A 20438-nucleotide genomic window follows, 5' to 3' on the forward strand; every position below is an offset into this window, starting at 1 on the left:
GTATAGAGGGTAATAACTGTCGCCTTAGACACCGATTAAGACGAGCGGTTAGAAAAACCTGTTGTTTCTCTAAGAAGCTCGATAATCACTTCAAAGTGTTTGATATGGTGTTCTTTTACATCAATTATGGCTACGTCTGATGCCAGCATACTTTTTAGAACACCACCGGATATTTTATGAATAAGAATATTGATCATACTGACCCCGCTAAAGATATGAATACCGAACGTGGCAACGGTGGTGAAACCCATCAGCGTGCAGGTGATGACACCAAAGACATGACGACCCAGCAAGGGGTAGTTATTTCTGATAATCAAAACTCACTTAAGGTTGGTGCTCGTGGACCAACGCTGTTAGAAGACTTTGTATTACGTGAAAAGATAAATCATTTTGACCATGAGCGTATTCCTGAGCGTATTGTGCATGCGCGTGGTAGTGCAGCACATGGTTATTTTGAGCTGACTGAATCGCTCGAAGAGTATACCACTGCAAAGATTTTGACAGAAACCGGTAAGCAGACGCCATTATTCACGCGTTTTTCTACGGTTGCTGGTAATAAAGGCTCAAAAGATACGCCACGTGATGTTCGTGGTTTTGCGGTGAAAATTTATACCGAAGAGGGCAACTGGGATATCGTCGGTAACAATATGCCGATTTTCTTTATTCAAGATGCAATGAAGTTCCCTGATCTCGTGCATGCTGTGAAGCCAGAACCTGATCGCGGTTTTCCGCAAGCGGCATCGGCGCACGATACCTTTTGGGATTTTGTATCGCTGAGCCCTGAGACCATGCATAATGTTATTTGGCTGATGAGTGATCGCGCGCTGCCACGTAGCCTTGGGATGATGGAAGGCTTTGGTATCCATAGTTATCGCTTTATCAACAAAGATGGCAAAAGCACCTTTGTGCGTTTCCACTGGAAGCCAGTCCTTGGTGTGCAGTCACTCACTTGGGATGAAGCGGTTAAAATTTCTGGGGCAGATCCCGATTACAATCGCCGTGATTTATTCGAATCGATTAATAATGGCGATTATCCAGAGTGGGAATTTGGCGTACAGTTATTTACCGAAGAAGAAGCCAATAAGTTTCCGTTCGACCACCTAGATGCGACCAAACTGATTCCAGAAGAGTTAGTGCCAGTAAAAATAGTAGGTAAAATGGTGCTAAACCGTTATCCAGATAACTTCTTTGCTGAAACGGAACAAGTGGCGTTCTGTCCGTCGCATTTGCCACCAGGTATCGATTTTAGTAATGATCCACTATTACAAGGTCGCCTATTTAGCTATTTGGATACCCAGCTTACGCGCTTAGGCTCACCGAACTTTGCTCAAATTCCCATTAACGCGCCAAAATGTCCATTTGCTAATAATCAGCAAGATGGTCATATGCAGATGCAAGTGCCAAAAACTCGTGTCCTTTATGAGCCACAAAGCCTAGATACAACGAGACCGCGCGAGAGCGTCAAAAAAGGCTTTGAGTCGTTCCATGAGCAGCTAGACGATGGCGTTAAAGGTCGCGTGCGTGCCGAAAGCTTCGCCGATCATTATAGCCAGCCGCGTATGTTCTATCGCAGCCAAACACCCGCTGAACAAGCCCATATTGCCTCTGCCTACGCATTTGAGCTGGGTAAAGTAGATACCGCACATGTGCGTACGCGGATGCTTAGCCATCTACGTAATATCGATGAAGACTTGGCTAAGCGCGTGTCTAGCGCTCTGGGTATGGAATTACCAAAAGCGGCAGAACCAGCAGCGCCGGTACAAGATATGGCGACATCGGATGCGTTACAGACCATTGGTCGTACGCCAAAGAGTTTAAAAAGTCGCTTAATTGGTATCTTGGTGGCAGAAGGCTCGAAGCATAGCGAAATTAAGAAGTTTGAAGATGCAGCCAAAGAGCAGGGCGCTCGAGTAAAAATTGTCGCACCAAGTAAAGAAGTTGTCTTGGACGATGATACACGTATACAAGCTGATGAACGCGTTTCTGGTGGTCCGTCAGTGATGTTTGATGCGGTGGTTAGTATCATCATGCCTGAGCAAGCCAAGAAGCTGGCTAAAGACAGCGCAGCGTTAGATTGGTTTACAGATGCTTATGCACATTGTAAAGCTATTGCTTATTGCGGCGCGACCGATGAGTTTATTCTGAGTAAGTTACCCATTGAAAAAGATGCGTTTGTAACGCCATTGGCGGACTTAGATGCTTTCATTGAAAATGCCAAATCACGTCTGTGGGAGCGCGAGCCAAAAGTTCGAGATCTTGCTTAGTTTTTTAATCTAAATTTCTAAACAAAGAACTCAGCCTACGTGCTGGGTTTTTTATTGTTATAAAGATAAATTTTTATAGGATAGCTATGTATAGTCAGTGAGAAGTAATATCGCTACATCACGTACTGCAGGTAGCGTTTTTAAAGTATTTTAACTATAGAGTCATTATAGAAATAATAAAACACTTATGAAATATGGTCACAAGCGTTCACTCAAAATCATTTATTTTAAAATAACGGGCGTTATACTAAGGCGCGCTAGTTTAATCAACGAATAAAAAGAGTATCACAAGAATGACTGAGAAGAGGTCAAGGAAGATAAATGAGTTTATGTAATATCGTACGCTTAGATGGTTATATTCAAAGTACGTACCTTGCGGTGTATCCAAATAAAATTATGCTATTAGACGGTGCTTGCCGCCCTGACGTATCGATGGTATTGGACTATATTAGAACGACTTTGCAAAGACCAGTAACGGATTTAAAAGTCGTCATGGTCACCCATATGCATCCAGATCATGCAGGTGGTGCACATCAATTTAGAGAGAAAACAGGCTGCCAGATTATCTCTGCGGATAAAAAAAATCAATGGTATGGTGGAATCGGGGGACATGCCATGCATTTGGTTGATATCAATCTTGCCCATTATGTGGCTAAGCGCCAAGGTCGCTCTTTTAGAAAGCTGTGGTATCCAGCGCACTTGCAGCCTGATTTGACAGTCAATGATGGTGATACTATTCCGCAGTTTGATGACTGGCAGGTATTGGAAACACCAGGGCATACAGACCGTGATTTGTCGCTATTTCATGTACCTAGCCGGCAAGTATATACCGCTGATTTGATTATTAAACTGAGCCACAAATTTGTGGCGCCTTTTCCAATTTATGATCCTAAAGTGTATATTCAGTCACTTCAAAAAATAAAAGATTTACAACCGTCCAATGTGATGATGGCTCATGGTCGTGAGCTGGCAATAGATGAGACGACTTTTGATATGCTGATTGCTCAAGCGCCTAAGCATCCGCGTACGATTAAAGATACCATTAAGCATAAATTGCTGTGGCGAAAAGATGCTGATTTTAGTGTTTTTAAACGCAATCGTAAATAATTAGTTCAATATAAAAAACGATACAGTGAGACAGAAGTGAGTTTTTTGCAGTCTCAAATCACAATATAACGTATTTATTTTATCGACTCTAAGGCGTGTCCTCATTTTTATAACCATTTTTAAAATGAGGACACAGCCTAGAACAATAGACGAAAAAAAGCCCAATCAAATAAATGACTGGGCTTTTGAATATGGTGGACCGACCGCGACTCGAACGCGGGACCAATTGATTAAAAGTCAACTGCTCTACCAACTGAGCTATCGGTCCTGAGCGAGGATAGAACGAAGCATTGCTTCGTCCGAGCGCAAGAGAATTTACATTTTCGTAAATTCTAAAAAACTCGATATCAACACTAGGGTTGAACTAGAACCTTATTTAAATAAGATTCTTTAAAACTAAAATTATCAAGCCAATGCCGAGTAGGCAAAATACTTAATAAGTGTACTGCTAAATATGGTGGACCGACCGCGACTCGAACGCGGGACCAATTGATTAAAAGTCAACTGCTCTACCAACTGAGCTATCGGTCCTGAGCGAGGATAGAACGAAGCATTGCTTCGTCCGAGCGCAAGAGAATTTACATTTTCGTAAATTCTAAAAAACTCGATATCAACACTAGGGTTGAACTAGAACCTTATTTAAATAAGATTCTTTAAAACTAAAATTATCAAGCCAATGCCGAGTAGGCAAAATACTTAATAAGTGTACTGCTAAATATGGTGGACCGACCGCGACTCGAACGCGGGACCAATTGATTAAAAGTCAACTGCTCTACCAACTGAGCTATCGGTCCTAATGGTTTTCTTCAAGCCTGATTTCTTTATCTATGAAAGCTTCAATATCAAAAGAGGCAACAAACTTGTTTACCCGTTTAGATTGTTTGTATCTCTAAACGTGAGAGCACATTATATATATAATTAAGACAATTACAACCCCGAATTATAAAAAAAGTGCAAATCCTACGTAATTAATCATAATCTTTTTAAATAGCAGCTTTATCTGGGGGTTTAGCTACTTAGATTGCTAGTTATTTTAGCCTTTAGCAGTGAAGTTTTCAATATCGTCATTAATAATCATCTAATCTCTAGATAGCGCTTCTACTGGATCTAGCTTGGCAGCGTTACGTGCCGGTAAAAAGCCGAAAACAACACCAATGAGTGTTGAGCAAACAAAAGCGGCAATAATAGAAGTTGATGAATAGATGACTTGAAAGCTGTCACCGCCGACCCGGTTAATCAGCTCGCCGATGGCAAACGCCATGCCAATACCCAACAGTCCACCTAAGATACAGACCAAAACGGCTTCGATAAGGAACTGCTGCATGATATCGCTTTGACGCGCGCCGACTGCCATACGGACGCCAATCTCATTGGTGCGCTCAGTTACTGATACCAGCATGATGTTCATAACCCCAATACCGCCGACAATTAACGAGATAATGGCGATGGATGAAATCAGCAAGGTCATAGCCGCGGTGGTCGACTCAATGGTTTGACGAATAGAGTCGGAGTTACGTATACGGAAGTCATCGGTACCATGACGGCTTTGCATGAGCTCAGAGATGGCTGATTCGGCAGCAGAGGAGGAGATATTGTTATCAATCAGTGCCACAAAGCTTTCAATATAAGCGCTACCTATCAGGCGTGACATCATGGTGGTATAGGGCATATATAAGGTGGGCGAGTCTGCACCTCTACGAAAGCCACTATCGTTTGGCTCTAATACACCAATAACGCGCCCAGGAACGCTACCTATTAGTAATACCTCACCGATAGGATTGGTATTATCAGGGAAAAAAGTCTTATTGGCATTGGAATCAATAATGATGTCTTGGGTACGGCGTAAAATGCTTTGTTCCTCAAAGCCTTGACCCATTGCCAATGTTTCACCGCTGACATCAAGATAGTCTTTACCAACGCCGCTAATACTGGCCGCTTCTTGAACATTACGATAGCGGACGTTCATATTGCTATTAAGCTGCGGGCTGACACTGACAACATAAGGCTGATCGGCGACCGCTTGCGCGTCTTGTGGGGTTAAATTATCATCATTGTATTGTCGTCTAGGATCGCCGTATGGGTAGCCGTCGGTGACGGTGATGGTATTGGTGCCAAGTGAGCTGATGTTGGACAAAATCTGCGCTTGTGAGCCCTTACCAAGACCGACAACTGACACCACCGAGGCAATACCAATAATAATCCCTAACATCGTCAATAGTGTGCGCATTTTATGGGCGCGCATGGCGAGTAATGACATTTTAAAGGCTTCAAATAAGCGATCGATAAAGCTGCTAAAGGCACTTTTACGATGTTTGTCTATTATAGGTGCTGGTTGCGGTTCTACTTGCTGATAGTCTTCGTTTTTATAATCAGCAATGATATAACCATCTTTGATTTCAATCACACGCTCAGCTTGGGCGGCAAGGCTCGGGTCATGAGTAACCATGATAATGGTATGACCTTGCGCGTTTAAGTCTTTTAGGATTTGGACAACATCTTCGCCCGACTTACTATCCAGTGCCCCTGTTGGTTCGTCAGCTAAAATGATGTCACCACCATTCATCAGTGCCCTAGCAATAGAAACGCGCTGCTGTTGGCCGCCCGATAGCTGGCTTGGGCGATTATTTACTTTGTCCGCTAACCCTAAATCTGACAATAGCTTTTCGGCGCGGTCACTACGCGCTTGTCCATCCATCCCTGCATAAACGGCAGGTACAGAGACGTTATCACGAGCGCTAATATCACCGAGCAGATGATAACGCTGAAAAATGAAACCAAAGTGCTCACGGCGTAGTTTAGCCAGCTCGTCCGCATCTAGACGGCTGACCGATTGACCATAGATTTGATAGTCGCCTGCTGTTGCTTGATCTAAACAACCCAAGATATTCATCAAGGTTGATTTGCCTGAGCCTGATTGCCCAATAATAGCGACCATTTCACCTTGATTGATGGTCAAGTTGATATCGTGCAATACGCGAATGGTCTGCTCGCCAGCTTGAAACTCTCTAATCAGGCCTTTAACTTCCATCAAGGGCGTCACAGTGGCATTAGAAGTCGGGTCTTGGTTGCTCATTTGCTATCCTGCTTATCTCAAATCTCAAGTCATTATCAAAGCTAAAGCTGATGTTTTGCTCGCGTCGATTTTGTTTCAATTTATCTTCTATTAAATACTAAAAATTAAAACGGACGACCACCTCTACCGCCAGATTTATTAGGTCCTTCTTCACCTAATATGACCTCGTCGCCTTTTTTAAGACCACTTAAGATTTCAGCATTAACGCGGTTATTGATACCGACTTTGACTGTCTGCTCAACGACTTCGCCATCGGCTTTAAGGACGCGGACAGTGGCCATGGTGGCGTTAGAATCGCTATCAGGATTAGCGGCAGTATTATTATCAGCGTTAGACTCTTTTTTAGCACCTCGATTTCTATTGGATTTGGCAGGCTGTAGAGCAGCAGAGGGAATAAGCAGCGCGCCTTTTGCTTGATTGATAACGATATAAACTTGCGCGGTCATATCGATACGAAAGCGGCGCTCGGTATTGGGTACTTCGATATAACCGACATAATAGATGGCTGCATCGGTCGAGCTGGTGTCGCTAATCTTCTCAGGCGCAGGTTCAATGGCTTTAAGGGTTGCATCATATTTTTTATCAGGATTACCGATAATATTAAAATAAACCGGCAAGTCTGCTTTGACGTTAATGACATCGGCTTCTGAGATTTGCGCATTTATTCGCACAGTAGATAAATCTGCCAAGGTCACAATAGTTGGTGCGGTTTGATTGGCGTTAACCGTTGTACCTTGTTCAGTGGTAACCGATACCACTGTCCCTGACATCGGCGCGCGAATGGTGGTGTAGCTTAAATCTTCTTGCGCAGTACTGACGTTGGTTTGAGATTTACGTAATGCGGCCTGTTGGCTGTTGATGTTGGCTTCTGTCGTAGCAATGGCTGCCTTGGCGGTATCGATAGCCGCACGTGCGTTGGTGACCGCTGCTTTAGCGGTTTCTACCCGAGTCGCTTGCGTATCGTATTCCTGTTGCGAGATGGCGTCGATAGCGACCAGTGATTGCAGGCGAGTAAAGTCAGACTGCGCTTGTTTTAAATCCGACTGGCGGCTATTAAGGTCAGCATAGGCACTTTTTAAGCCTGCTTGCCGACTTAAGGATTCTGCTCGTGCGCTTTGTAGGGCAGCCTCACTTTGTTCAAGGCTGGCTTGCTCATTGCTTAGATTGTTCTTTTGGGTGACCTGATCAATCTGCGCAATCAAATCACCTTTTTGTACTTGATCACCGACGTCAACGAATAGCCGTGTCACTTCACCAGATACCTGTGCACCAACATCGACCGTATTCAGTGCTTTGACTTTACCAGAGGCCATGACGTTATTTTCTATATCGTCAATTTCAGCAGTTGCGGTTAGATAGTTAGGTGTGGTTTTTTTTGGTTTTAAAGTTTTGTAGGCTAGAGCCGCTAAAGCGACGACGACTAAGGCAATAATGCCCCATTTGATAGCAGACTTTTTGCTCATTTTGCGCATGACAACAATCCAATCACAATTAAATCAAGTATAGCTATAGTAGAGACTTCATGGGTAAAAGGGAATGGCAAATAGTTTAAGAAAGGTTAAGGGAATAGGCAAACCATTCTGTATTACTAATAGTTAATAAGAAATACTGTGGCAGTTTAGCTAGGCATATCATCAATTAGCGCCATTCAAAGATAGAACTTGGGTATAATATTACCCACGAAAAAGCTTCTATTTTTAGAATTTTGATTACTAAAAGTTTATATTATTATAAATCGGACAAGGTGTTTTTGATATGTGGTTAATTATTATCGTTGCAATTGTGGTTGCAATACTGATTTGGGTGGCAAAAACTTATAATAGATTGCAGACGGACATGCAATCCATTCGTGAACAACTTTCTAACTTACAAGCTGCCTTAAAAAAGCGTGTGGACTTGGCCAATCAAGTAATTGATATCGCTCAAGGTTATGGTGAGCATGAGAAGTTAGCACATTTAGCTGTGAGTAAAGGCAATCAAGCCATGGATTCTATGAAAGCCTTAAGCCAAGCGTTTCCAGACCTAAAAGCCAATCAAACCTATCAAACGCTGATGGGTCAACTTGAAAATTTGGAAGAAACGATTTTGCAGCGCCGTGAGCGTTATAATGCCAGCGTGCGTAATTACAATAGCTATCGAAATAGTGTACCCACCATCTTTATCGCGCAAAAGTTATCATTTTCTATCGCCCCTTATTATGAGTTAGAAGATCCAGATTTCATGGAAAAAATAAAACTTTTTGAGCGTGACGATTCAGAAGCTTTGCAACAGCTTATCGAAAATAGTGGCAAATCTGTCAGTAATACCATCCAAAGCTCTAAAACTAAGCTGCAAGAGCAATTGGTGGATATTCAAAATAGTAAACAAGACAATAAATCTGTGGCTGCTAATGCCGTAAATAATGAGGGTTTGCAAGGTCAGGATGATAATTCTCAGTCTTCTAAGACTGACGCTGCAACTATAGAAAAGCCAGATGAAGAAAGCATTAAATAAGCTGGTTTTAAGTAAGTTAGGGCGTGTCCTCAATCTGAGCATTAAACTTTAAATGGGCTAAAAATAGCTAAATCTTTGCCAAACTGCGTCAAATAGCTGGTTCATATCTCGATATTAACTGTACTATTTTCCTTGTTTAGCTACGATTTATTTCATTTTTATCACCATTTTCAAAATGAGGACACGCCCTAGTAGTGTTGCTGTTCAAAGGTGGTGCGGTGTTTTAATACCAGCACCACTTTTTTATGGTTATTATTTAAATGAAGGTGGTTTTTTATAAGCCAGTATTTTCAATGAAGATCGGCTTTAAATAGTATGGCTTTAAATGGCAAAAGTCGAAGCTTAGCTGTTAATTTGTAGCAAACAGTCTTTGCCCTGATAGTTCTAATGATGCCTGTAATAACAGCTCCCACGCTGGCTGGCGAATAAGCCCTTTGATGGCTTGGTCACAGCGATAAAGTAGGGCGGGCCATTCGGCAGTCTGGGCTGGTGACTGACGGCGGCACGCTTGTTGGTACAAGCCTTGTTTGCTGCGCCAAATACCGAGGGCTTGCGGGTCTTGTCCATCCATCAATTGCATAATTTGACGCATGTCTTTACTGATTGCCCACAGTACTAAGGTGGTTGGCTCGTCGGTGGCTTTGAGCTGAAACATGATTTTGGCAACTTGTGCACTATTACCAGCAAGCATCGCATCTGATAAATCAAATACGCTAAATTGGGCATCACTGACCAATGCTGCTTGTAAGTCTTTGATATCCAATGCGACGTTGGTAAAAGGCTTGTTAGGATGGCCGCCTTCTTGAGGGGTATTGTCACTATTTGCCATCAACTGCGGCGCAAATAAATACGACAGCCGCCATAAGGTTTGATAAGCACTTAATAAATGATGCTCAGTATGTGACATCAGTAGCTGCCAAGCGTCTTGAGACAGCTTTAGGCCAAATTGCTGGGCTTGTATCTGCAATAACTGCTGGCGCTGCTGTTCGTTATATAGATTGCAGTCAATGACGTGCCCATATTGAGTAAATGGCGCAAACCATTTACTGCTCTGAGCGCGTTTGTCTTGCTTTGGGGTGAGCCATAATAGACTGTGACTGTGCGCCCCTGTTTGTGCATCCTGAGCAAAGCGTTCTAGCTCGGTGATGACTGCCTTATCGGGTTTATGGTTGCCCGTGACGATGAGTGCGCTGGCATCATCAAATAAAGACTGGCTGCCCAGCTCTGATAGCACTTCTTGCCAGCTTTTAACTGATATGAGTTCGATGCGCTTGATCGCATAATTCTGTTCGCGCCAATGCGGGCGCATGGCATCGATAAGCCATTGGCTGAGTAATGGCTCGTCACCATGTGCCAGCCACAAGCCAGCTACTGCAACGGAGGGTTGCAGTAGCTTCGGATAGGCTTTTATAAAGGTATCTTGCATAGGTTATGAGTACACAGATGGATGGACGTAAATATATAATATGAAAGGGGTTGCGCCTTGTTACCTAAGGAGTTGGCACGACAACCGTGGTTGATGCTGAGCCATCACCGATTTGTACAGGTTTTTTGACCCCAGTCGAGCTGACTTTAGGTAGAGAAATGGCAACATATTGATCGGTGATACGGCGTGCCAAACTGTCATAGAGCCAGTCACGAATTTGATCGCCTTGCTGATCATCGGTGCTGACCGATGCTTCATTGTATTGATAGCTGCGCTCGACTCGGATAGGGTTGCTTAGCGTAACTGGTTTGCCATTATCGGTGGTTTGATAACTGACATCAGCTGATAGCACCAAGCGGATTTCTGTCAAAACACCGACCAGCTCATAACGCTTAAAACGCACGTTATTAATAGTGATGGCAGAAATTTTTGTCGCGTCCACTTGTTTATTATTACTAGCAACGTCAGCCGCGGTCATATTATCAATGGCATCGACGCCTAATATTTCTAGGCGTCTGGTTAATGGTAGCTTAAGCGGAAAGGAAGTGCGATTGTCCTCGATAATCACCGCTGTTTTGGCGACATCAAGCAGCATTGGCGCATCATAGCCACGTAGCTGAAAGCCGCAACCACTCAGACCAGCAGTTGCTCCTAGCACTGCAAACATTGGCAGTGCAGCAAATAATACCGCCGCTAGCTTTTTTCTACCAGCCAGTTTTTCCGCACCAGATTTAGAGTGTTTGGCAGAAGTGTTTTTATTGCTTAAGCGGGTTTGAGACGACGGTGCTGCTCGATGTTTATACGACATAATCGTTATCCTGATATTATAAGAAGGCTCAGAGTACTAACCAAAGTAATAAAAGTCACTGAGCCTAAAAAATCTAGCCTGCAACCACGATGTTAACCAGTTTATTAGGAACGACGATTTCTTTTTTGATGTCGCCAGTCAAGAATTTTGCCACACCATCAATCGCGCGCGCTTGCGCTTTTAGCTGTTCTGGATCGCTATTTGGTGCTACATCCATTTTGCCACGCATTTTACCGTTGACCTGTACCACCATGGTGATCGTATCCTGTACGAGTGCGCTCTCGTCGACGACAGGGTAGTCTAGGGTGACCGTATCAAGCCCTAACTGTTCAAGCAAATGCTCACCAACGTGCGGGGCATATACCGATAGCATAATAAGCAGGTCAATCAAAGCTTCATGTTGTACTTGTAGGTCTTGCTCATTGCTTGCTTTAAAATTACTCAGCTCGTTAGCCAGCTCCATTAGGCTAGAGACAGGCGTATTGAGTGCCAAACGGTCGCCTAAGTCTTTATCAATTTTAGCGATGGTTTCATGGGTCTTACGGCGTAGTGCTTTTGCTTCTTTGCTTAAGCCGTCCGTATTTAATGCTTCATTATTGAGTGTCTCAAGGCTCAAGTTCGCTGTGGTTAGTGCTTGCTTGTGCTCAGTTGCCACACGCCAGACTTTTTTCACGAAGTTATATGGGCCTTTTAGCGCATCATCCGACCATTCTAGGGTTTGATCAGCAGGTGCGGTAAAGAGCGTATAAAGGCGAACGGTATCAGCGCCATACTTATCAATGGTTATCTGTGGATCAACGCCGTTGTTTTTTGACTTGGACATTTTTTCAATTTTGCCAATGGTCACGGGCTGACCGTCTGATTTTAAGAGGGCCTTAATCGGCTGACCGCGCTCGTTGTAATCAATATCGATATCTTCGGTAAAGTAGTAAGTCGTACTGCCGTCGGCATTGACGCGGTAGAAAGTGCCAGCAAGCACCATGCCTTGGGTCATCAAGTTGGCAAATGGCTCATCACCTGATACCAAGTTTTCATCACGCATGAGTTTGTGAAAGAAGCGTGCATACAGTAGATGCATGACCGCGTGCTCGACACCGCCTACGTATTGATCGACAGGCAGCCATTTATTGGCAGCAGATTTGTTGACCATGTTTTGTGCATCGTTTGGACTGGCAAAACGGGCGTAGTACCAGCTTGACTCGACAAAGGTATCAAACGTATCGGTTTCGCGCTCAGCTGGGTTACCACATTTTGGACAAGTCGTATTGACAAACTCTGGGATGTTTTTTAGAGGATTGCCGCGACCATCAGGGACAACGTCAGTTGGTAGAACGACTGGTAGATTTTGCTCTTCGACAGGTACGGTGCCGCAATGCTCACAGTTGACCATCGGAATAGGGCAGCCCCAATAGCGCTGGCGAGAGACGCCCCAATCACGGAGACGGTATTGGATTTTTTTCTTCGCCAATTTTTGTGGTTCAAGTTTGGCCAGCATCGCTGTAAACGCTTGCTCAAAATCTAACCCGTCAAATTCGCCTGAATTGACCAAGGTATTGCGCTCGGTATAAGCATGGTTGCTTTCAATGTTATTGGCTTTGGCGTTCGCGTCTACCTCATCAAAATAACCAGTAGGAATATCAATGACTTGCTTAATCGGTAAATTGTACTTGGTCGCAAACTCATAATCACGCTCATCGTGTGCAGGTACGGCCATCACCGCGCCTGAACCATAACTCATCAGCACATAGTTGGCGACCCAAACTGGCACTTCTTCGCCAGTCAACGGATGGGTGACGGTAAGACCAGTATCCATACCGATTTTTTCAGCTTTGGCGAGATCTGCTTCGGCGACTGAGCCTTTTTTACACAGCGCACAAAATTGAGCAATCACGTCGTCTTGTTCAGAAGCATATTGTGCTAGCGGATGCTCTGCGGCAACGGCGACATAAGTAACGCCCATCAAGGTATCAGGGCGCGTCGTAAACACATCCAAGGTATTGCTTTCGCCAGCAATCTCATAAGGAAAATGCACTTCCATACCGGCACTACGACCAATCCAGTTACGCTGCATGGTGATGACTTCAGCCGGCCAATGGCCTTCTAGTTGATCCAAGTCGTCCAATAGCTCGTCGGCGTAATCGGTGATGTTAAAGTAATACATCGGGATGTCGCGTTTTTCAACCGCCGCGCCACTACGCCAGCCCTTACCATCGATGACTTGCTCGTTTGCTAAAACAGTATTATCGACGGGATCCCAGTTGACGGTTGCCAGCTTTTTATAGACCAAGCCTTTTTTGTATAACTGTAAAAATAACCACTGCTCCCACTGATAATACTCAGGGCTACAAGTGGCAAATTCACGCGACCAATCTATTGACAAACCCAGCAGTTTTAGCTGTGCTCGCATGTTATCAATATTTTCAAATGTCCATTTAGCAGGCGGCGTTTGATTGGCAATGGCCGCGTTTTCTGCGGGCAGGCCAAAACCATCCCAGCCCATTGGTTGCATGACCTCATAGCCTTTTAAACGGTAATAACGGCTCAGGACATCAGAGATGGTATAGTTACGCACGTGACCCATGTGCAACTTGCCGCTAGGATACGGGAACATAGACAGCATATAGCGGCTCGGTTTATCGCTTGGCTCATTATCAACTTCGAAACGCTTGTCAGTCGCCCATTTGGCTTGCTGCGTCGCTTCTATCGCTTGTGGGTTATAATGGTTGTTTTCTGCTTGGTCAGATGTCACAGTATTGCTCATAGTTGGCTCGAGATTGAATATTTTAATAAGAAATTAGATACGCTAGAATAGCGCAAATTGGCAAAAAATGCGATGGGGCAAGGTAATAATAGAGCAGTATTGAATAGTATATAAACACTTATAGACTTACAGTAAGGCTAGGTATGCAAAAACTAAAAAAAGGGCAAGTGTTAAAATACCCCATTGATTTATATTTATCGAACAAACACATGCTGTCGATTTTGGCTTTAGGTTTGTTGATTTTTCCGCTGTATTATTATGGGTTACCTATCGCAAAAGATGAAGGTTGGTTTTTCATTATAGTGATGTGGTTATCAATAATTTTGATAGCTGTTGCAGTATTTACGGTATTATTTGCCTTTATTACTGGTAAGCCCATTTTTCAAATTACGGATAAAGGGGTAACGATTTTACAAGTCTTGCGCCGACCACAACAGAGATATTTGTTATGGCAGGATATTGAGTGTATAGGCATCGATTGTCGAGTCATCAAGCGCCACGAAATTTGGCTGTTAGTGATTCAACCTAAACAAGGCAAAACCATACAATATCCCATAAGGTCTATGAGGTATAAAGATGCCATCTTGAATGAATTGGAAATTTTCTATCTAGTGCAACTTGCCTCTGAAGGCCGTTCCGCTATACATTATGAGCCCATAGAAATGGAAAGAATCAAACTAATTAGCCCAAAAGGGAAGTGGCTATTATTAGCCTTGGTTGTTCTTTGTATAGCTTTCTATCTATTTTTTATTATTAAGTAAAAGTACGCTATAAATATAACTTCTTAAGGATTAGCTATGACCATCACTATTTACGGTATTAAATCATGCAGCACGATGAAAAAGGCATTTACGAAATTAGAGGAGCTAAACGTCGAATATGTTTTTCATGACTATAAAAAGCAAGGCATTGATAAAGAAGCGCTGCAGCGTTGGGTAGATAAGCTGGGTATTGATAAAGTGCTGAACAAGCGCGGCACTACATGGCGCAAGCTCACTGATGAGCAGAAGCAAGCGGCTGATGCCAGTGTAGATAAAGCGATTGACTTACTTGTCGAAAATACTAGTATGATTAAGCGCCCTATTATTGAAGGTAGGTATCATGATAAGTCCGTCTTACTGTGCGGTTATGATGAAGCGCAGCTAGAGACCGTTTTTGGTTAAAAAATACGCCTGAGCTAATAATAAAATCTAAGCTCAGGCTTTATCGCACCAACGATAAACCAAATCACGCTAAAGCACCAAATAATGAGTACATAAAGACGAATTTGCTCCGCTGTCCAATCGAGCGCAAACCATTCAATCATAAAGAACGACTTCCAGCCCTCTATCCAGCGCGCGCCGCCATAGCCAATAATCCACCAGCAATATAAGCTCTCTAAAATAAACAGCAGGCACCACAGCCATAGTGGCATGATTGACTCCTCAGAAACCTAAGGCATGGCCGCATCAATATCGCGACTGATCAAAGTACCAACCCCTTCGTTGGTAAAAATTTCTAACAGCGTGGCATGAGGCACACGACCGTCAACAATAACCGCACTTTTAACCCCACTACGAACCGCATTTAGAGCGCACTGAATCTTAGGAATCATACCGCCCGAGATGGTACCATCTTCAATCAAGCTGTCGACTTTCTTTGGCGTCAGACCAGTCACCACTTCGCCATCACGGCCCAATACGCCTTTGATATTGGTCAGTAGCATGAGCTTTTCCGCTTGTAAAAACTCAGCCACTTTACCCGCGACCAAGTCGGCATTGATGTTATAGCTGTTGCCTTCGCTATCAACCCCAAGTGGGGCGATAACAGGGATAAAGTCGGAGGCAATAAGCATGTTAATCACGTCTTTATTGACACTAACCACATCACCAACAAAGCCTAAATCGACTGGTACCGCGATACCATCTGCGCCAATTTTTTCCATCATTAGTTTTTTGGCTAAGATTAAATTGGCATCTTTACCAGTCAAGCCGATGGCACGGCCGCCATGCTTATTGATTAAGCTAACGATCGATTTGTTGACGCTACCGCCCAAGACCATCTCGACGATATCCATGGTGCTTTTGTCGGTGACGCGCATCCCGTCGATACGGTCAGATTGACGACCCAGCTCTTTTAGTAGGTTATCCACTTGTGGACCACCACCGTGGACGACAACAGGGTGCATGCCAACGGTTTTTAATAACACAATGTCGCGGGCAAACGAGCTTTCGAGCTCAGGATCGGTCATGGCGTTACCGCCGTATTTAACCACGATGAGTTTATCGACAAAGCGTTGAATATAAGGTAGCGCTGTGGTTAATACTTCAGCGGTAATTTTGGCGTCGTCCAAATTAAGCGTCATTACAAGCTCCTAAAACAAGGTTTTTAATGGTTGGTTATCTACTAAATGATTGATTAATTAATAGCTTCTTTTATTCTTTGTTAGCAACAGCTACTCAGGAACAATGGTCATAATCTGCGCTGCTAATGTCGCATCAAATGGGCGACATAGAGTGGCGAATCTTGTTTGAATATCTCTCAAGTCCTCTAGACTATCGCCAGCAAAGCGGGCCGTTAGGTTGTGACTGGTATTTGACTGCCGCAATACCCCAAAGCCGTGGGAAAAATCCAAACGCACACCATCGATACAGCTAAGTTTGGTACCGATAGGCAATAAATCTTGCGCTTGTTCTAAGGTTATAGAATGTTTTTTTGTAGAACAATTACACAGCGACGACGCACAGGCAGTGCTGGTTTGTGAATCGGATTGAGTAGGGGATACGGACGCCGCATTTATTAAGTGCTGTAAATACTGACAGAATCTCGCCAGCTTCTCGATGATTGAACAGTCATTTACAAGTGTCTCTGGAAGCGGTAAATAATGATCAGCTGTACTAACGATGACTGGTAAGCTACGAATAATCTTGGCTAGGTTTGTCTTAATGTTAAGACTACTCATAGGGTGTGCTAACCAGTGTAGCAGTCTTAGTGCCGCATACATGGCGTCATCATAAAGAATAAAGCGATTATCATTAAAGATAAAATGACCAGATAACTCACCAGCAAATATGATTTGATTATTTGATTGTTGTAAACGTCGACGTATTAGACTGCTACCCGTTTGACTCATCACCGCTGTCGCGCCAAGCTCGGCGATTAATTTTGGTAAATGGTGACAGCATTTAATATCAAACAATACCTGAGTATCTGATAATGAGGTGGTTAAAGACTGAGGGCGATCCTTTACGGCGACGCTTGCCAACAGATAAAGCAGGTGATCGGGCGTAACCACTTTGCCATTATTATCGACAACCATCAGCCTGTCGCCATCACCATCGAAGGCGATGCCTATGTCTGCTTGATGATCAAGTACACTCTGCTGTAATTGTTTAAGACGAAGCGGTTCAGTAGGGTCGGGATTACCAGAGGGGAAATGTCCATCAGGGGTATCGTGGAGCATGATAACTTGTTGGCAAAAATGTGCAAATAAAGGCTGGGCGATATGACTGGTCGCCCCGTGCATACAGTCGATAACAACTGTTAAATCAAGTTTGGATAATAGTTGTTGGCTGTCTTTTGAGTTCTGATAGGGATGTTGGTGTGGGTTATCGTGCTGATAGAGCTGCCCAAATACTTGCACAATGGCATCCGTATAAGCACTGCTTACTTGCTCGGTAGGTAAGTTAATCGGCTTATTATTAATGGGTGCGTCAAAGGTTTTTGACGGATTTTTTTGCACATTACGGATAGCCAGTTTTTGATACAACGTTTGAATGTCTTCGCTACTAGGAGAGGCGTGATTGACCAACCATTTAACCCCTAAAATATCTTTAGCGGAATGGCTGGCGGTTACGATAATGCCATGGCCTTGATAGTGCTCGGCCCAAAAAACCATCATGGGAGTAGTAATTAGCCCCAATTGGATAATTTGTAAGCCCTGCCGAGTCAAGATATTAGCAAGAGTGTGGGCAATATTATCACTACCGCAGCGCACATCATAACCAATCACAACGGTGTTCTGTTTGATATGGCTATTTTGCTTAATGCTTTTATTTGGCTGGTTAATTATTGCAAGGTTATCTGCTGACTCGTCGTTTTTATTATAATAGCCGTGAGAAAGATAGTCTTGCACATCATAAAGGTGAGCAAACGCCTGCCCCAATGCTTGAGTAAAGTCAGCGGTGAAATGCTGGCGCGAACCACGAATATCATAAGCACGAAATAAGGATTGCTGCGCAGCAAAAGACGGCATCGCTTACTCTCCTTATTGTTGTAATTGATATGGTTGTCGTTAATAAAAGCCAATGGCTGATGATAGTCAGTTCAAAATAAAAGCGATACGATTATAGTAGAGTAACTAGTAACGTGCTATTGCTATAATTTTTTCTTGCTTGCTGTTCGCAGGCGTGACAGAGGCGGCAAAAAAATTTATAGCCAATAGCACTGTATCGCTTTTAAAATGAATCTACTATATGATTATTTATACAGTTTATAGCGACTGAAAATCAGTGGCTATTGACGACCCGAATGTCCAAAACCACCGGCGCCGCGCGCGCTGGTATCACTAAATTCTGTTACCACTTCAAACTCAGGGCGAGCAACGGGTACGACCACATATTGTGCCATGCGCTCTGCTGGATTCAATACAAAATCTTCATTGCTACGGTTCCAAATACTGACCATCAGCTCGCCTTGATAGTCGGCGTCAATCAGCCCAACTAAGTTGCCCAAAACGATACCGTGCTTATGACCAAGACCTGAGCGCGGTAAAATCATCCCCGCATAATTGGGATCTTGAATATAAACGGCAAGACCAGTGCCAATTAAATGCGTTGCACCTGCTTTAATAGTCAAAGGCTCATCAATACAAGCACGCAAATCAATACCAGCGCTGCCATCGGTGGCACGCGTGGGTAGAGAAAACGCTTTATCTTCAGTAATTTTAGGGTTTAACACTTTAACTTGTACAGCTTGCATAACGCACTCACTTAACGATTGGAAGGTTTTATAAATCGAATTTCTAATAGGTAATTTATTGCTAGTTTTATGGCTAAAATTAGTACGCTCTAGAGTATCAGCACACTGGCGAGGCCCAAGAATGACATAAAGCCGACAATATCCGTTACCGTCGTTAGGATAACGGAGGCGGATAGGGCAGGGTCGATGTTCATGCGTTTTAGCATCAGCGGTATACTAATTCCCGAGACGTTGGCGGCAGTCATATTAATGGCAATCGCCAAACCAATAACTGTACTAATTTTAATATCATGAAACCACAATTGGGCAATAAACGCCATGATTATCGCCCATATGATACCGTTTATCGCCCCGACCCACAGCTCTTTATTTAATAACCATAAGCGGTTAGAGCCACCAATTTGACCCATCGCCATACCGCGGATGACGACGGTCAGTGTCTGCGAGCCGGCGATACCGCCCATACTGGCAACCACTGGCATGAGTATCGCTAAGGCCACTACTTTTGCTAACACTGCCTCAAACTGTCCAATCACAGCCGCCGCTAACAGAGCTGTACATAAATTAATACCGAGCCAAATACTACGACTTTTGGCACTGGTCAAGATGGGTGCAAAAAGCTCTTCATCTTGGCTGACACCAGCGAGGTTTTTCATGGTGCTATCGACATCGTCTTGGATAATTTCCATGATGTCCTCACCATTTAATTGACCGACCAACTCTCCATGGCTATTAATCACTGGTGCAAAACGGATGTCTTCTGAGCGGAAAATCGCCGCGGCATCTTGAATATCTAAGCGGTCATTAATAGTGATGGCGGTATGAATCAATTCTGAGACTAAGGTGTTTTGGTCGTGTTTAATCAAATCAACCAAACTCAACAGGCCAAGTAGCTGCTGGCTTTGATCGACGACCAACAGCTCTTGGCTCTCATTATCGAGTAACTCATCATTCTCTCGTAGCCAATGCTGTACTTCTGTAAGCGTGATGTTGTCTCTGATTTGAATAAGATCAGGATCCATATAGCGACCAACTTCCAAGTCGGCATAGGTATCAAGCTTATTGACCTGAATCCGAATATCTTCGTCCAAGGTTGCCATTACCGAGGTACGCACGCTGTCAGTAACGGTATCTAAAATCTCAGAGATGTCTTGCGCATCAAGGTCTTGGGTAAAAAGCGATATCTCTTTAGATGAGATATTTTCCATCAGTGGCTGGCGGGTATCAAACTCTAGCTCAGCAAGCACTTCACCTTTAATTTTTTCTGGTACTTGTGCCCAAATTAATAAACGATTTTGGGTGGGGAATGACTCTAATAAGTTGGCAATCTCATATTCTGACTGTTTTTCTAAAAACTCAGTAATGGCTTTATAGGCTTTATCAGCGACCAATTGTTGCAAGTAAAGCAGCTTATACTCAGCACTAAATTCAGCTGGATTATAGTCTCCTTGCCGTGTCAACGAGCGTTCTGGGTTTGGCGTAGGAGTGGACATCAGTGTTCCAAGTTTTTTTAACAGTTAAATAGCAGTAATGACTAGAGACTGCAA

The 20438-nt window shown here is 43.6% G+C and carries 16 protein-coding genes and 3 tRNA genes; 6 read left to right on the forward strand and 13 right to left on the reverse strand.

Features of this window, described 5'->3' with window-relative positions:
- The 3 genes from EI161_RS04000 to EI161_RS04010 form a co-directional block, all read left to right on the forward strand.
- On the forward strand, positions 1-140 hold a 140-nt coding region (locus EI161_RS04000), incomplete at its 5' end, for an IS1 family transposase (protein WP_192524181.1).
- Between the two features lie 36 nt (positions 141-176).
- Positions 177-2264, forward strand: coding sequence for a catalase (locus tag EI161_RS04005; RefSeq protein WP_192529033.1), 2088 nt, complete (start codon positions 177-179; stop codon positions 2262-2264).
- 321 nt (positions 2265-2585) lie between these two features.
- Positions 2586-3371 carry an MBL fold metallo-hydrolase gene (locus EI161_RS04010; RefSeq protein WP_192529034.1) on the forward strand — a complete coding sequence of 262 codons (786 nt, stop codon included), beginning with the start codon at positions 2586-2588 and terminating at the stop codon, positions 3369-3371.
- Between the two features lie 192 nt (positions 3372-3563).
- On the opposite strand, the gene EI161_RS04015 is transcribed toward EI161_RS04010, so the two are convergent.
- From EI161_RS04015 to EI161_RS04035, 5 genes are all read right to left on the reverse strand, one after another.
- Positions 3564-3639 (reverse strand) — tRNA-Lys (locus EI161_RS04015).
- 187 nt (positions 3640-3826) lie between these two features.
- Positions 3827-3902 (reverse strand) — tRNA-Lys (locus EI161_RS04020).
- Between the two features lie 187 nt (positions 3903-4089).
- Positions 4090-4165 (reverse strand) — tRNA-Lys (locus tag EI161_RS04025).
- A 284-nt stretch (positions 4166-4449) separates the two neighbouring features.
- Positions 4450-6444 carry a MacB family efflux pump subunit gene (locus EI161_RS04030; RefSeq protein WP_192529035.1) on the reverse strand — a complete coding sequence of 665 codons (1995 nt, stop codon included), beginning with the start codon at positions 6442-6444 and terminating at the stop codon, positions 4450-4452.
- Between the two features lie 104 nt (positions 6445-6548).
- Positions 6549-7916: an efflux RND transporter periplasmic adaptor subunit gene (locus tag EI161_RS04035; RefSeq protein WP_192529036.1), complete on the reverse strand. Its 1368-nt coding sequence runs from the start codon at positions 7914-7916 to the stop codon at positions 6549-6551.
- A 283-nt stretch (positions 7917-8199) separates the two neighbouring features.
- Between EI161_RS04035 and EI161_RS04040 the strand changes: the two genes are divergently transcribed.
- Entirely contained in the window at positions 8200-8937 is a 738-nt protein-coding gene (locus EI161_RS04040; protein WP_192523254.1) for a LemA family protein, read from the forward strand.
- 349 nt (positions 8938-9286) lie between these two features.
- On the opposite strand, the gene EI161_RS04045 is transcribed toward EI161_RS04040, so the two are convergent.
- The 3 genes from EI161_RS04045 to leuS form a co-directional block, all read right to left on the reverse strand.
- Entirely contained in the window at positions 9287-10363 is a 1077-nt protein-coding gene (locus tag EI161_RS04045; protein WP_192523255.1) for a DNA polymerase III subunit delta, read from the reverse strand.
- 64 nt (positions 10364-10427) lie between these two features.
- Positions 10428-11171, reverse strand: a complete 744-nt coding sequence (locus EI161_RS04050) for a hypothetical protein (protein ID WP_225735215.1) — start codon at positions 11169-11171, stop codon at positions 10428-10430.
- Between the two features lie 73 nt (positions 11172-11244).
- A complete protein-coding gene (gene leuS, locus EI161_RS04055; protein WP_192523256.1) occupies positions 11245-13932 on the reverse strand; it encodes a leucine--tRNA ligase in 2688 nt (895 codons plus the stop codon).
- Positions 13933-14075: 143 nt separating this feature from the next.
- Here leuS and EI161_RS04060 point away from each other — a divergent pair, with 143 nt between their 5' ends.
- The gene (locus EI161_RS04060) at positions 14076-14693 is read left to right on the forward strand and encodes a hypothetical protein (protein ID WP_192529037.1); all 618 of its coding nucleotides are present in this window, start codon (positions 14076-14078) and stop codon (positions 14691-14693) included.
- Positions 14694-14729: 36 nt separating this feature from the next.
- Positions 14730-15095 carry an arsenate reductase gene (locus EI161_RS04065; protein ID WP_192529038.1) on the forward strand — a complete coding sequence of 122 codons (366 nt, stop codon included), beginning with the start codon at positions 14730-14732 and terminating at the stop codon, positions 15093-15095.
- A gap of 14 nt (positions 15096-15109) precedes the next feature.
- Here EI161_RS04065 and EI161_RS04070 read toward each other — a convergent pair whose 3' ends face one another.
- The 5 genes from EI161_RS04070 to mgtE form a co-directional block, all read right to left on the reverse strand.
- Complete coding sequence (locus tag EI161_RS04070; protein WP_192523259.1) at positions 15110-15346, reverse strand: hypothetical protein; 237 nt, start codon at positions 15344-15346, stop codon at positions 15110-15112.
- Between the two features lie 18 nt (positions 15347-15364).
- Positions 15365-16276 (reverse strand): acetylglutamate kinase, encoded by a 912-nt coding sequence (gene argB, locus EI161_RS04075; protein ID WP_192523260.1) that lies wholly within the window; start codon positions 16274-16276, stop codon positions 15365-15367.
- 90 nt (positions 16277-16366) lie between these two features.
- Positions 16367-18166 carry a phosphomannomutase gene (locus EI161_RS04080; protein ID WP_192529039.1) on the reverse strand — a complete coding sequence of 600 codons (1800 nt, stop codon included), beginning with the start codon at positions 18164-18166 and terminating at the stop codon, positions 16367-16369.
- A 260-nt stretch (positions 18167-18426) separates the two neighbouring features.
- The gene (gene dut / locus EI161_RS04085) at positions 18427-18891 is read right to left on the reverse strand and encodes a dUTP diphosphatase (RefSeq protein ID WP_192523262.1); all 465 of its coding nucleotides are present in this window, start codon (positions 18889-18891) and stop codon (positions 18427-18429) included.
- Positions 18892-18980: 89 nt separating this feature from the next.
- The gene (gene mgtE / locus EI161_RS04090) at positions 18981-20384 is read right to left on the reverse strand and encodes a magnesium transporter (RefSeq protein WP_192523263.1); all 1404 of its coding nucleotides are present in this window, start codon (positions 20382-20384) and stop codon (positions 18981-18983) included.
- Positions 20385-20438 lie beyond the last annotated feature (54 nt).

Source organism: Psychrobacter sp. FME5, assembly GCF_014861375.1.
Lineage (GTDB): Bacteria > Pseudomonadota > Gammaproteobacteria > Pseudomonadales > Moraxellaceae > Psychrobacter.

Coding starts and splice junctions, on each gene's coding strand:
- EI161_RS04005 (WP_192529033.1), top strand. CDS start 177: ATGAATAAGAATATTGATCATACTGACCCCGCTAAAGATATGAATACC.
- EI161_RS04010 (WP_192529034.1), top strand. CDS start 2,586: ATGAGTTTATGTAATATCGTACGCTTAGATGGTTATATTCAAAGTACG.
- EI161_RS04030 (WP_192529035.1), bottom strand. CDS start 6,444: ATGAGCAACCAAGACCCGACTTCTAATGCCACTGTGACGCCCTTGATG.
- EI161_RS04035 (WP_192529036.1), bottom strand. CDS start 7,916: ATGCGCAAAATGAGCAAAAAGTCTGCTATCAAATGGGGCATTATTGCC.
- EI161_RS04040 (WP_192523254.1), top strand. CDS start 8,200: ATGTGGTTAATTATTATCGTTGCAATTGTGGTTGCAATACTGATTTGG.
- EI161_RS04045 (WP_192523255.1), bottom strand. CDS start 10,363: ATGCAAGATACCTTTATAAAAGCCTATCCGAAGCTACTGCAACCCTCC.
- EI161_RS04050 (WP_225735215.1), bottom strand. CDS start 11,171: ATGTCGTATAAACATCGAGCAGCACCGTCGTCTCAAACCCGCTTAAGC.
- leuS (WP_192523256.1), bottom strand. CDS start 13,932: ATGAGCAATACTGTGACATCTGACCAAGCAGAAAACAACCATTATAAC.
- EI161_RS04060 (WP_192529037.1), top strand. CDS start 14,076: ATGCAAAAACTAAAAAAAGGGCAAGTGTTAAAATACCCCATTGATTTA.
- EI161_RS04065 (WP_192529038.1), top strand. CDS start 14,730: ATGACCATCACTATTTACGGTATTAAATCATGCAGCACGATGAAAAAG.
- EI161_RS04070 (WP_192523259.1), bottom strand. CDS start 15,346: ATGCCACTATGGCTGTGGTGCCTGCTGTTTATTTTAGAGAGCTTATAT.
- argB (WP_192523260.1), bottom strand. CDS start 16,276: ATGACGCTTAATTTGGACGACGCCAAAATTACCGCTGAAGTATTAACC.
- EI161_RS04080 (WP_192529039.1), bottom strand. CDS start 18,166: ATGCCGTCTTTTGCTGCGCAGCAATCCTTATTTCGTGCTTATGATATT.
- dut (WP_192523262.1), bottom strand. CDS start 18,891: ATGCAAGCTGTACAAGTTAAAGTGTTAAACCCTAAAATTACTGAAGAT.
- mgtE (WP_192523263.1), bottom strand. CDS start 20,384: ATGTCCACTCCTACGCCAAACCCAGAACGCTCGTTGACACGGCAAGGA.